Origin of the sequence: Komagataeibacter saccharivorans (assembly GCF_003207825.1) — a bacterium.
In the GTDB taxonomy this organism is placed as follows: Bacteria; Pseudomonadota; Alphaproteobacteria; order Acetobacterales; family Acetobacteraceae; genus Komagataeibacter; species Komagataeibacter saccharivorans.
On sequence record NZ_NKTY01000004.1, the window covers coordinates 140,612 to 154,330 of the forward strand.

The 13,719-nt window shown below is 60.8% G+C and carries 9 protein-coding genes; 6 read left to right on the forward strand and 3 right to left on the reverse strand.

Annotated features, from left to right (window positions below; genetic code table 11):
• Positions 1–5: 5 nt before the first annotated feature.
• From CFR79_RS04490 to CFR79_RS04505, 4 genes are all read left to right on the forward strand, one after another.
• Entirely contained in the window at positions 6–1,343 is a 1,338-nt protein-coding gene (locus CFR79_RS04490; protein WP_110547063.1) for an FMN-binding glutamate synthase family protein, read from the forward strand.
• 81 nt (positions 1,344–1,424) lie between these two features.
• The gene (gene glnT / locus CFR79_RS04495; protein WP_102325566.1) at positions 1,425–2,753 is read left to right on the forward strand and encodes a type III glutamate--ammonia ligase; all 1,329 of its coding nucleotides are present in this window, start codon (positions 1,425–1,427) and stop codon (positions 2,751–2,753) included.
• A gap of 349 nt (positions 2,754–3,102) precedes the next feature.
• Positions 3,103–5,490 (forward strand): beta-L-arabinofuranosidase domain-containing protein, encoded by a 2,388-nt coding sequence (locus CFR79_RS04500; RefSeq protein WP_181417353.1) that lies wholly within the window; start codon positions 3,103–3,105, stop codon positions 5,488–5,490.
• Positions 5,491–5,597: 107 nt separating this feature from the next.
• Entirely contained in the window at positions 5,598–6,188 is a 591-nt protein-coding gene (locus CFR79_RS04505; RefSeq protein WP_102325568.1) for an NAD(P)H-dependent oxidoreductase, read from the forward strand.
• Positions 6,189–6,270: 82 nt separating this feature from the next.
• On the opposite strand, the gene CFR79_RS04510 is transcribed toward CFR79_RS04505, so the two are convergent.
• From CFR79_RS04510 to CFR79_RS04520, 3 genes are read right to left on the reverse strand one after another with little or no spacing between them, the layout of a single operon-like run.
• On the reverse strand, positions 6,271–7,860 hold the full coding sequence (locus CFR79_RS04510) for an efflux transporter outer membrane subunit (protein ID WP_102325569.1): 1,590 nt from the start codon (positions 7,858–7,860) through the stop codon (positions 6,271–6,273).
• Positions 7,857–9,044: an efflux RND transporter periplasmic adaptor subunit gene (locus tag CFR79_RS04515; protein ID WP_110547065.1), complete on the reverse strand. Its 1,188-nt coding sequence runs from the start codon at positions 9,042–9,044 to the stop codon at positions 7,857–7,859. The genes CFR79_RS04510 and CFR79_RS04515 overlap by 4 nt, the downstream gene beginning before the upstream one ends.
• The gene (locus CFR79_RS04520; protein ID WP_110547066.1) at positions 9,044–12,235 is read right to left on the reverse strand and encodes an efflux RND transporter permease subunit; all 3,192 of its coding nucleotides are present in this window, start codon (positions 12,233–12,235) and stop codon (positions 9,044–9,046) included. The genes CFR79_RS04515 and CFR79_RS04520 overlap by 1 nt, the downstream gene beginning before the upstream one ends.
• A 101-nt stretch (positions 12,236–12,336) precedes the next feature.
• On the opposite strand from CFR79_RS04520, the gene CFR79_RS15775 reads away from it, so the two are divergent.
• Positions 12,337–12,483, forward strand: a complete 147-nt coding sequence (locus CFR79_RS15775; RefSeq protein ID WP_165927299.1) for a hypothetical protein — start codon at positions 12,337–12,339, stop codon at positions 12,481–12,483.
• Positions 12,484–12,882: 399 nt separating this feature from the next.
• Positions 12,883–13,659 carry a maleate cis-trans isomerase family protein gene (locus tag CFR79_RS04525; RefSeq protein WP_102325685.1) on the forward strand — a complete coding sequence of 259 codons (777 nt, stop codon included), beginning with the start codon at positions 12,883–12,885 and terminating at the stop codon, positions 13,657–13,659.
• Positions 13,660–13,719 lie beyond the last annotated feature (60 nt).

A 13,719-nucleotide genomic window follows, 5' to 3' on the forward strand; every position in this document is an offset into this window, starting at 1 on the left:
CCATCATGACAGACAACAGCAAGAAAATCCCCCGGACAAAGCCGCGTTTTTCAGCAACGTTCGACCCGTTCACCATCTCCGAAATCCAGCGTGCCGCCGCAACGGGCATCTATGACATCCGTGGCGCGGGCACGAAGCGCAAGCTGCCGCATTTCGATGACCTGCTGTTCCTTGGCGCATCCATTTCGCGTTATCCGCTGGAAGGCTACCGGGAACGCTGCGATACCGATGTCGTGCTGGGCACGCGTTTCGCCAGGAAGCCCATTCGCCTCAAGACGCCGGTAACGATCGCGGGCATGTCTTTCGGCGCGCTGTCGGCACAGGCGAAGGAAGCACTGGGGCGTGGCGCGAGCGCCGTCGGAACGTCCACCACCACGGGTGACGGTGGCATGACGCCCGAGGAGCGCGGACACTCCTCCATTCTGGTCTATCAGTACCTGCCGTCGCGCTACGGCATGAACCCCGATGACCTGCGCCGCGCCGATGCGATCGAGGTCGTGGTGGGACAGGGTGCGAAGCCCGGCGGCGGCGGCATGCTGCTGGGACAGAAGATTTCCAGCCGTGTTGCGAAGATGCGCGACCTGCCCGAAGGGATCGACCAGCGTTCCGCCTGTCGCCATCCCGACTGGACCGGTCCCGATGATCTTGAAATCAAGATCGAGGAACTGCGTGAAATCACCAACTGGGAAAAGCCGATCTATCTCAAGATCGGCGCCAGCCGTCCGTATTACGATGTCTCGCTGGCCGTGAAGGCCGGGGCGGACGTGGTCGTGCTGGACGGCATGCAGGGTGGCACGGCGGCGACGCAGGAAGTGTTCATCGAACATGTGGGCCTGCCCATCCTTTCGGCCATCCGTTCTGCCGTGCAGGCGCTGCAGGATCTGGGCATGCACCGCAAGGTGCAGTTGATCGTGTCCGGCGGTATCCGCAGCGGCGCTGACATGGCCAAGGCGCTGGCGCTGGGTGCGGATGCGGTCGCCATCGGCACGGCGGCCCTTGTCGCGCTGGGGGACCAGAGCCCCGATCTGGCCGAGGAATATGCCCGCCTTGGCACGGTTCCCGGTGCCTATGATGACTGGCAGGACGGACGCGACCCCGCAGGCATCACCACGCAGGACCCCGAACTGGCCGCGCGGCTGGACCCGGTTCTGGGTGGGCGGCGTATCGCCAATTACCTGTCCGTCATGACGATGGAAGCGCAGGCGATCGCGCGTGCCTGCGGCAAGAGCCACCTGCATAACCTCGAACCCGAAGACATGGTCGCCCTCACCATGGAAGCGGCGGCAATGACCCGAATTCCGTTGGCCGGTACGGAATGGTACCCCGGAAAAGGCAGTTTCTGAAGTGATTGCAGGGACGTCGCCTGACAGGGGGCGTCCCTTCTCTTTCTTTTGCGCAATACTGGATAAACGGAAGTTCTGGTGATGGTTCAAGATACGACCAGCGGGCGTGAACCCGTTGACCTTGCCGCCGTGGCTGAAGAGCGGGGCATACGGTATTTTCTTATTTCCTTTACGGATCTGTCCGGTGCGCAGCGCGCGAAACTGGTCCCGGCTGCGGCCATAAAGGGCATGCAGAAAAACGGGGCGGGCTTTGCCGGTTTTGCCGCCGCGTTCGAGTTTTCTCCCGCTGATCCCGACCTTGTCGCGGTGCCCGATCCGTCATCGCTGATCCAGCTTCCATGGAAACCGGAAGTCGGCTGGCTGGCCTCCGACCTGAAAATGCACGGGGAATGGGTCGAACAGGGACCACGTAATACCCTGCGGCGCATGATCGCGCGTGCCACGCAGCATGGGCTGACGGTCAAGACGGGCGTGGAATGTGAATTCTTCCTGCTGACGCCGGACGGGCAGGCCATTGGTGACGCGCATGATAACGCGGCCAAATCCTGTTACGATGCATCGGCGCTTATGCGGCGGTACGATGTGATTGCCGAACTGTGCGACGCCATGCTCGGCCTTGGCTGGGAGCCGTACCAGAACGACCATGAAGACGCGAATGGCCAGTTCGAGATGAACTGGATATTTGATGAAGCCCTCATCACCGCCGACCGGCATGTGTTCTTCAAATTCATGGCGCGGTCCATTGCGGAAAAGCATGGCCTGCGGGCCACCTTCATGCCCAAGCCCTTCATGCACCTGACGGGCAGCGGCTGCCATGCCCATATCTCGTTGTGGAATGGCGACACGAACATCTGTTACGCGGAAAACGATCCGCTGGGCCTGTCGGAACAGGGCTATAATTTTGTCGGTGGCCTGATCGAGAATGCGGATGCGCTGTGTGCGTTCCTCAACCCGGTGGTCAATTCCTACAAGCGCATCAATGCGCCGCGCACGGTATCGGGTGCGACATGGTCGCCCAATTCCGTGACCTATGCCGGCGACAACCGGACCCACATGATCCGTGTGCCGGGCAAGGGACGTTTTGAAATGCGCCTGCCCGATGGTGCGGCCAATCCGTATCTGCTGCAGGCGTCCCTGCTGGCGGCGGGACTGGATGGTCTGGAACGCAGGATCAATCCGGGCGCGCCATTGGATATCAACATGTATACCGAAGGCCACAAGGTAAAGGATGCCAAGAAACTGCCCCTGAACCTGCTGGATGCGGTAAGGGCGCTGGACGCATCCGATGCGATGCCGCGTATACTGGGTAAGGGACTGGTCGAGCCGTATGCACGGCTGAAAATGGCGGAATGGAACGCCCATTGCGGTCATCTGTCGGAATGGGAGCGGCAGACGACACTGGACTGCTGAATGGTATAAGCAGGGTTTATACTTTATGGCCGGTCGCCGCGTGGATAACCGGTGCAACCGGCCATAAAGGCTGCCTGAAAAGGCTGTCCAGAAAACATCCAGAAATCATAAGAAAGTTTTTTGTACAGCTTTTTCACAAAGCTTCGGAAGATGAAGGCTGCACGGCATGGGCCCTGATCCCGCCCTGACCCTGTAATATACAAAAAAGATACTTGATCGTAATGGTTGGCATGGCACTGTCATCGCATCATTTGCCATGCACCGCAGGATCAGGACGATATGACAGCACTGACCCCTTTCCGCCATCACGTTGGTAGCAGCATGGCCCGCCGCGGGCCGGATGCCTGACATGGCGGGGGGCGGAGGGCTGACGCGGCGGCGCGTCATCGGCAATGCCGTGGTCGTGGCAGGCAGTAATGCAGCGGGTTTTGACGCCCTCGCGGCAATGGTGCCCGACCGGGTGCAGCCGCGCAGCATGCCCTTCGGCCCCGATCGCGTGACCCTGCTGCCTTCACCGTGGCTTGATGCGATGGAGGCAAACCGCCGCTATCTGCTGTCGCTCGATGCCGACCGCCTGCTGTCGGGTTTTCGCATGCAGGCGGGACTTGCACCCCGTGCCCCGGTTTATGGCGGCTGGGAATCCGATACGATAGCCGGGCATACGCTGGGGCATTATCTCAGTGCGCTGGGCTATGTGCGCGTGCAGGCGCGTTGCGACAGGGCGGGGGAGCGTATCGCCTATATCGTGGCGGAACTGGCAGCATGCCAGCGCGCGCGGGGTGACGGGTTTGTGGGCGCGTTCACCCGGCGCACCCCGCAGGGCAAAATTGAACCCGGCATATATGTATTTGATGAAATCCGCCGGGGCGATATCCGCGCAAAACGCTTCAGCCTGAACGGGGCATGGGCGCCGCTTTATAACTGGCACAAACTTCTGGCGGGCCTGCTGGATGTGGACAGGTTATGCGCTATCCCCGGTGCGCGGGACGTGGCGCTGGGGCTGGCTGGTTATATTGACAGCATATTCGCCACGCTGGATGACGCGCGGACGCAACAGGTCCTGTCGTGTGAATATGGCGGTCTGAATGAGTCCATGGCCGAACTTTACGCCCGCACTGGCGATATGCGCTGGCGTGCGCTGGTGCGGCGGATCAGCGATCGCGCCACCATGGCGCCCCTTTGTGCCGGTCGGGATGAACTGGACGGACTGCACGCCAATACAATGATCGCCAAGACCGTTGGCGCGGCGCGGGTGTATGAAACCACGGGTGACAGGCAGGCGGCGGTGGCTGCGCGCACGCTATGGTCTTCAGTCACTGACCGGCGGTCCTATGCCTGCGGCGGGACGGGTGATTTCGAATATTTTACGACGGCGGGGCCACATGGGCCGGGGGATATGGGCGCGCATATCAATGCCCGTACGTGTGAAACCTGCGCCACCTACAACATGCTCAAGCTGACCCGTCATATTCATGGCTGGTCCCCTGATGCGGCGCAGTTTGATTATTATGAACGCGCCCATCTGAACCATATCATGGCCCAGCATGATCCGCAGACCGGCATGTTTACATATATGCTGCCGATGGGAACGGGTGCTGCGCGTGATTTTTCCATGCCTGCCGATGATTTCTGGTGCTGTGTGGGCACGGGGATGGAAAGCCATGCCCGCCATGGGGAGTCGATCTGGTGGCAACGGGGCAGGGATGAAATTACGCTCAACCTGTTCATTCCATCCGAACTGGAATGGCATGAACGGGGCGCGCGGATCGTGCTGGATACGCGTTATCCGCTGGATGGGCAGGTGACGCTTTCCATCCGCGAGGTTACGGGGACCGATCCGTTCACGCTGGCGCTGCGTGTGCCCCGCTGGGCGGGACAGCCGCGTCTGCTGCTTAATGGCAGGCCAGTTGCTGCTGTCGTGGAGCGGGACGGGTATGTGCGCATCCGCCGTGTGTGGCGGGCGGGGGATACGCTGGGTATGGCACTCGTTTTTACCCTGCGGCAGGAACCCGCCCCCGGTGGTGGGGTGCTGGCCCCATCGGCCTTTTTCTACGGACCGCTCCTGCTTGCTGCTGATCTGGGGTCAGCGCGTGGGGAATGGCCATGGCGACAGCCCCAGCCCGCGCTGATTGCTGATGATGTGTGCGCCCTGCCCGTTCGGATGAATGACGGGAATGGCATCGCCTTTCGCGTGGCGGCCCTGTCAGCCGGGCAGGGGGCATGGCCCGGTGAACTGGTGCTGCGGCCATTTGCGCAGATGCAGGCACGGCTGGCCGCGCCTTATCTGCCCTGCATTCCGGTAGCGGCATGGACGCCTGCGCTCCGCCAGCAACTGCTTGCCGCAACGCGCGATGCCGATGATGCACAGGTGGTTGATGCTGTCGATCCGGCGCGTCCGCATGCCATGCGTGGCGCGGTGATGTGTAATCGTCTGGGGCGGGCAGGATGGATTACCGCGACGGACATGCGTGTGAACCTGCATGTGGGCACGCATCCCGTGGCGCTGCGGGTCCTGTATTACGACGATGATGTCAACCGCCTGTTCACCGTGCGGGTGAACGGCCATGTCATTGCGACGGAAAATCTGGATGGTCGTAACCCCGGCGTTTTCGCATGGCACCGCTATGACATCCCGCCCGACATTGTTGCGCGACGGCGGCAGGTCGAAGTCAGTTTTGTCGGCGCGGGTGCGCGCGGGGTGGGGCAGGTATTTGGCGTGCAGACCATCCACGCCTGATCGTCGCCGTCTTACGTGGTGACGGCCAGTATGCCATCTTTCCGGTCCCGAACGCGGGTGGGGTATCTAAAGCCCCCGCCGTGTGACTGTCTGGAAAATGGTACCGAATGAAAAAGATATTTCTCATAAACGGCGGCAAGGCTTTCGCCCATTCCCATGGCCGCCTGAACGCCACATTGCATGACATTGCAGCCGAACATCTGACCGCCGCAGGTTTCGAGATCCGCCGGACGACCATTGACGCGGGATACGATATTGAAACGGAGATTGAAAATCACCTGTGGGCCGATGCGCTGATCCACCAGTTTCCGGCATGGTGGATGGGCGTGCCATGGACGGTAAAGAAATACCTTGATGAGGTCCTGACGGCGGGACACGGTCGTCTTTATGCAAATGACGGTCGTAGCCGGGCGCATCCCGAACGTCATTATGGTTCCGGCGGGCTGTTGGATAACCGGCGCTACATGATTTCCACAACGTGGAACGCCCCGCAGGAGGCGTTTACCGACCCTGCCCAGTTCTTTGAGGGCAGGGGCGTTGATGCCGTTTTCTTTCCCTTTCACAAGGCGCTGGAATTCCTTGGCATGTCCGGGCTGCCTACTTTTCTGGCCACTGATGTGATCAAGGCGCCTGCGGTTGACATGACGCTCAGCCGCTACCGCCAGCATCTGGGCGAAGTATTCGGTAACGCAGCCTGACGGCCCTGACCGGCCCGGTTCCCCTGCCATAACGGCGGGGAAACCGGGTCTGAAGGATGAAGCCGGGGCTGAAAACGCGCCCTTAGTGGTTTTCCAGTGTGGGGGACAGCACGGGACCGGTCAGGTTGTCATCCGGGTCGGCGCCATGCGTATGGGGGGCAGGCACATCGCCGGTCGCACGGGCGTTATGCAGGCCGGAATACTGCAGGGGATCGACTGAAAACAGGCTGTTGGGCGCGGGTAGCTGCGCCGCATCCCAGCCGCCGCCACATGCCCGGATCAGGCCGATCTGGGCCTGCAGGTAGCGCGTCTGCACTTCCACCTGCTGGATGCGGGCATCAAGCGTGCTGACCTGCGCGATCAATACGTCCAGATAGGCGGCAAGCCCCCCTTTATACAGGTTCATCGTAATGTCCTGCGTCTGGCTGGCAGCCCCCACGGCGGCGCGCAGGCGGCCATTTTCACCATCCAGCCGGTTGGTGCGCGACAGGCCATCTTCCACGTCGCGGAACGCGTTCAGCACGGTTACCCGGTAATGGTCGCGTGTTTCACGATAGGCGGACCAGCTCTGCTGCAACTGTGCGCGGCGCAGCCCGCCTTCGAATACCGGCATGGTAACGGTGGCACCGTAGGACCACATGCTGTTGGCCAGATTGGCCAGGTTGAAGCCGTTATCGTCAAACCCGCCATCCATATGGAACGAGACATGCGGGTAGAACGCCGCCCGTGCGATCCCGATACTGCGGTTGGCCTGCGCCATCTGGCGTTCCGACATGGCGACATCCGGCCTGCGTTGCAGCAGTTCGGAAGGCATGGCGGGGCTGAGTGCGAAACGGGTGGCGTTCAGGTGGCTGTCCGCCGGCAGATGAAAGGCGGAGGGCGCGACGTTGACCAGAACCGCGATGGCATGTTCCATCACCTCACGCTGGGCCTGAATGTCCAGCAGATGGGCCTGCGTGGTGTAAAGCTGGTTTTCAGCGCGGGCCACATCCAGCCGCGATGCCGCCTGATCCGCCAGCCGCGTGCGCGTGACCCGCAGGGATTCCTCGTAATACCCGATCGACTGGGTATAGATCGCAGCCTGCGCGTCCAGTCCGCGCAGGGTGAAATAATCGGTGGCCAGTTCCGATTGCAGGCTCAGACGTGCTGCCGCATATTCGGCGGCCTGTTCCTGTGCGAAGTCTTTCTGCAGCCTTATGCGATTGCGAATGGAGGACCAGAAATCCGGCTCCCACGACGCCATGCCGCCATAGAATTCATCCGAATCCGTAATCGGCCCCTTGTAGCGGAACAGCCGCTCGGCGGAGCTTTTGTTGTTGCTTCCCCCGAACGCCAGCCCGAAATGCGGAAGCAGGTCGGACCGGGCCTCGCTTACGATGGAGCGGGCCTGCAGGAAGCGTTCGGATGCCGCCTGCAGATCCCCGTTATGGTCGGTCGCCTGGGCCTCAAGCGTATCGAGTTGCGGGTCGCCAAAGCGTGTCCACCATCCGGCGCGGATGCTGTCATCCATGGGGTGGGCCACGCCGAACGGGGCCTGCCCTTCCCATGTGGTGGGAATGACGTAATGGGGCGCATGGTAGGCGGGTGCGAGATCGCACCCCGCCAGTGACAGCAGCGACAGGACGCAGGCCCCGCCCATCGATACGGAACGGCGGATGTCACGCACCATCATTCATCGTCCTTTTCAGATGCGTCGTTGCTGTATCCGGTTGCGGGCTGGACGACATGGACCTTCTCGCCTTCCAGCAGGTCGGCAGGCGGGTTGTCGATGATCCGGTCGGAAGGCGACAGGCCGGAGAGGACCTGCGTTGACCCATCCCCCATGCGGCCGACCGAAATACCACGGAAATGGGCCGTATCCTGTCCGTCCACCACCGCGACCTGCATGCCATGTTCCTGAAACACCAGCGCCCCGGTGGGTATGCTCTGGTGGCCTGACTGTTCCGGGGCACTCAGGCTGACGGCGGCAAACGTGCCGGGCCACAGTGCATGGTCCGTATTGTCGATGATGAATTCACTTACGCTGGTGCGGGTATCGGGATCATATCCGCCTGATACGGTCAGGAACCGGGCCTCGAACACCCGGTCGGGAAACTGCGGCACATGCACCTGCGCGCGTAGGCCGGGCTGCAGGATGTAGGACATGTTTTCGGGAATGGAGACGAACAGGCGCATCTGATGCGTGTCCGCCACGCTGAACAGTTCGCTAGCCCCCCCGTTGGCGTTCAGGTTGCCACCCCCTTCATGCACGTAGTCGCCTACGTTGATGGCGCGTTCTGTCACCACGCCATCGAAGGGGGAAACAATCACCTTGAACCGTTCCAACGCCGCGTAGCGGTCCAGATTATGGCGCGCGGCCTCCAGATCGGCGGCGGCTGATTTTTCGTTCGCGTCCTGCACCGATACCGACTGCCCGGACACGGCCTGTGACTTGCCCATAAGCCGCCAGCGCTGCGCCGTTACCACGGCAAGGTCGTATTTCGCCTGCGAGGACTGAAGGTCGGCCTGTGCCTGCGCGAACTGGGCATCAAGGCCGGGCGTGTTGATTTCCGCCAGAACGTCGCCGCTTGAAACATGCGCGCCGTAGTCCTTGTACCACATCCGCACATACCCGGACACCTGCGGGTAGATCGGCGCCTGGTACCACGCGTCGATCGTGCCGGGCAGGTCAAGGCTGACCTGCCGTGCTTCGGGACGGGGCGAGATGACCATGACATCCGGCACGGCAGCCGCCATTGCATCGCGGCGCAGCTCGCCCGCGTGATGCACGCGTTCGACCAGCAGGTAGCCACACCAGCCCAGAAACACGGCGGCACCAGCCATTATTATGATTTTCGATGATTTTGCGGTCGACATCAGTTCATTTCCTCCCGGCTCCGGGTCGGGCGGTTGTGCAGGATTGCGTAAACACACGGCACAAACAGAAGGGTGGATACGGTGGCCACCAGCAGCCCGCCAATTACGGCGCGGCCCAGCGGGGCGTTCTGCGAATTGCTCATCGCCATCGGCACCATGCCGATGATCATGGCCAGCGCCGTCATCAGGACGGGACGGATACGGCCGTACCCCGCCTCGATCGCGGCACGGAGGGCGTCGCCATGTTCCTCGATCCGTTCGCGTGCGAAGGAGACGACAAGGATGGAGTTGGCCGTGGCCGTACCCATGCACATGATCGCCCCCGTCAGCGCGGGCACGGACAGGCGCGTATGGGTCAGGAACAGCGCCCATGCGATCCCCGCCAGCGCGCCGGGCAGGGCGGTGATGATGATGAAGGGGTCAAGCCACGACTGGAAATTGACCACGATCAGCAGGTAGATCAGCATGACCGACACCACCAGCCCGAAGATCAGTTCCACATAGGAATGCTGCATGGTTTCGGTCTGGCCCCGGATGGCGACCGCCGCGGTGGAGGGGACCATGCCCCGTGTTTCGTGCAGCACACGTTCCACGCCCTTTGTGACCTGACCCAGATCCGCCCCTTCGGCGGAGACATAGATGTCAACTTCCGGCATGGAATTGAAATGCGAGACCTGTCCCGGCGTGCCGGTTGCCGTGACGTTGCTGATCCCGCCCAGAAGCTGCATGTGCCGCCCCTGCGGATCGCCATCGCCCTTATCCACCGGTATGGTCATGAGGTTGTTGAAATGGGTAAGCTGATCCTGTGACACATAGACATTCAGCGGGAAGGTGATGCCTGTCTGCGGGTCCAGCCAGTATTGCGGGTCTACCGTCTGGCTGCCTGACAGGGTCATGAGTTCGTTGTTGGCCAGATCGGCTTCCGTCATGCCGGTGGCCTGCCCGAAGGTGCGGTTGCCCTGCACGAACAGGGTGGGCGTTTTCATGGTCTGCTGGATGGTCACGTCGGCCGCACCGGGTACCAGCCGCAGCCGGTTGACCAGTTGGCGGGCGTATTCGTAATTGTCGCGCAGGTCCGGCCCCGAAATCTGCACGTCAATGGGCGAAGGCGAGCCGAAATTCAGGATCTTGGCTGTAAGGTCGGCAGGCTGGAAGGTAAAGACCGTGCCGGGAAAACGCGCCGACAGGTCACGGCGCAGGACGGCGCGGTAATCCCATACCGGCGTTTCCTCGTCCTTCAGGGCGATGGTGATGTCGCAGTCCTGCGTGCCGATGGTTGGGGTGGGAATGAAGGCCTGGTTATGCGCGCCTTCAGGCAGGCCGCAGTTTTCGATCATGGTATCGACCTTGCCGGGAAACAGCGCCCTGACGCGGTCTTCCACCAGTGAAGCTTCGCGGCCCGCGACCTCGATACGGGTGCCCAGTGGGGCGCGCATGTGCATCTGGAGCGTGCCGGATCTGGTTTCGGGAAAGAAGTCGCGCCCGGCCATGAAATAAAGCCCCATCGAGCATATCGACACACCCAGAAAGATGCCCACGAAGCGCTGCCGCCGTTCAATGGCCCGGCGCAGGACGCCGGCATACTGTTCGCGGAATGTGTTGAACCCGCGTTCGAACGCCTGCTGGAAGCGTTCGGGCAGCCGGGTGGGATATTGCAGGTTGTGGACCTGTGGTTCGCAGTGATGGGAATCCCCATGTCCCGCCACGCTGTGCCCGGCCAGAAGGTATTTGGCCATGGTCGGCACCAGCGTGCGCGACAGGATGAAGGACGCGATCATGGCGAAGATGATGGCTTCCGCCATGGGCATGAACAGCCAGCCTGCCACGCCGCTCAGCCCGAACAGGGGCAGCCAGACAATGCAGATGCAGGTGGTGGCGACAAAGGTAGGAATGACGATCTGGTTGGCGGCGTCGATAATGGCGGGTTCAAGCTGCTTGCCCATTTCCAGATGCGCGTCGATGTTCTCGATCATGACGGTGGCGTCATCGACCAGGATGCCCACCGCCAGCGCCAGACCGCCCAGCGTCATGACGTTGATCGTCTGCCCCGCCCAGTGCAGGCCGATAATGGCGCACAGGATCGCAAGCGGGATGGATGTTGCGATGATGACGGTCGGCCGCCATGAGCCAAGGAACAGCAGCACGATCATGCCGGTCAGGAAGGCCGCGGTCAGCATTTCGCGTACCACGTCGAAAATCGAATCCTTCACGAAGATCGACGCATCCCCCAGAATGCTGATCTTCACATCGGGCGGCAGCAGTTTCTGGATACGCGGCAGCAGCGCCTTGGCCCCCGCCACGACATCCAGTGTCGAGGCATCGCCACTTTTCATGACAACGATCTCGACCCCCTGCTGGCCCTTGACCAGTACGAGGTTCGTCTGTGGATGGCCGCCGCGATAGACCTCGGCTACGTCATGCACGTAGATTACGGCGTTGCCCACGCGCTTGACGGGAATATCGCCCAGTTCCTTCATGGAACGCGGGGTGGCGTTGGTCTGGACCATCCAGTCCGTGGACGAGATTTTCTGGTCGCCCGCTGGCAGGACGATATTCTGCCCGCGCAGCGCGTTCTGCACGTCCATGGCGGAGAGGTGATGCGCCTGCAACTGCTGCTGGTTCAGCGATACCATGACGAAGCTGTCCATCCCGCCATAGGCCTGCGGCACAACGGCGCCGGGTACGGTCACCAGCAGGGGACGGACGCGGATCATGGCCAGCTTGAACAGGTCGGACGGCGTCTGCCGGTCGGAGGTGACCTGCAGCGTCAGCACCGGCACGGATGAGGCATCAAGGCTCATCACCATGGGGGAGGGAATGTTTTCCGGTAGCTGTTTTATCACCGTCTGGGAAATGGCGGTGACTTCCGCTTCGGCCTTGCCAATATCCGTTCCGGGCTGAAAGTATATGTTTACGATGCCGCGCCCGTAATACGAACTGCTTTCCATATGTTCGATACCCTCGACAGTCGAGGTTACCATCAGTTCGTAATTATAGATGATGCGGCCCGCGAATTCCTCCGGCAGCATGCCGCCATAGGTCCAGACAACGGACACAACCGGAATGCGGATATTGGGGAATACGTCCGTCGGCGTACGGAATACCGACATGATGCCAAAGACCACGATAAGGATCGATAGCACCACAAAGGTATAGGGCCGACGCAGTGCGGTGACTACGATGGCATTCATGGGATGGAAAATTCCCTATGTTATTATAAGCGTAGTTTTTTGCGGAACGGTCCGCGATATCTGCGCGGGTCCTGTCGTATTATTTACGGAATACGGACCGGATGGTACGCATGACTTATGGAATACAGGATATCGTGACGGGAAAAGACATGGCGGCCCACTCCGGCGTGATTGGTGGCAGCATGCCGGGATGGATTCATGTGGCATCTGCTTATGCGACAGATACCGTGTTTTTTTACAAAGTATGAACGGTTAATATTTAAAATAATTTTTCATTACAGGTAATTTGTTCCATAATTACCAATACTTAATAAAGTAATTTTTAAGAAACCTGAATGTTTTAATTAACAGTGCAGATCAGGTCGAACCTGTTCTTTGTCATGACATATCGGCGGCCTGGGGTATGTTGCGGTATGAAACACGACCACACGCATTATTGCCATCATGGCATGATGGACGGTCCGGTTATTACAGTATTGCCTGCCCGGTCCTGTATGGTGGCAGGATGCAGAAGGATCGCTGTCCGACCATGATTTCAGGACAGGACACAGATTGTTCTATTGCCACGCAGCAGGGCAGCCTGTTTGATACGATATGGAAATGTTAACCCGCTGTGAGTGGTCATGGCAGCAGAGCAGGAAAAAACCATGAATACCCGCCCCTATCGTATCGGGCAGATCGTCCCCAGTTCCAACCTGACCATGGAAACAGAGATCCCGGCCCTTCTGGCCGCACGTCAGTTGATCCGGCCCGAACGCTTCACCTTTCATTCGGCGCGCATGCGGATGAAGACCGTACGTAAGGAAGAACTGGCATCCATGGATGCGCAGTCCGACCGCTGCGCGCTGGAACTGAGTGACGCGCATGTGGATGTGCTGGGCTATGCCTGTCTGGTCGCGACGATGTCCATGGGGCTTGGCTATCACCGGGTATCTGAAAAACGGCTGCATGAATGCACGCAGGCCAATGATGGTCCCGCCCCGGTGGTAACCAGCGCAGGCGCGCTGGTGGATGGCCTGCGTGTCCTGAAGGCACGGCGGATCGTTCTGGTCGCGCCCTACATGAAACCGCTGACACGGCTTGTGGTCGATTACCTGCAGAACGAGGGTTATGAGGTCATCGACCACATCGCGCTGGAAATTCCCGATAACCTGGATGTGGCGCGGCATGACCCGGCGCGGCTGCCGTCCATCGTGGCCGGACTGAATTATGCCGATGCGGATGCCATTGTAACCTCCGCCTGCGTGCAGATGCCCTCCCTTCCGGTCATCCCCCGGATCGAAGCCCTGACCGGAAAGCCGGTGCTGAGTGCTGCGGTTGCAACCACCTACGCCATGCTGGACCGGCTTGGGCTGGAAACCATCGCACCGGGCGGCGGCGCATTGCTGTCAGGTGCTTACTGGCAACCTGCGGCAGAAAAATGATCGTAGCGGCTGCGCGTGGGTGAAGATGGGGCGCGTCATGCCCCGTCGAACTGCGTGTCC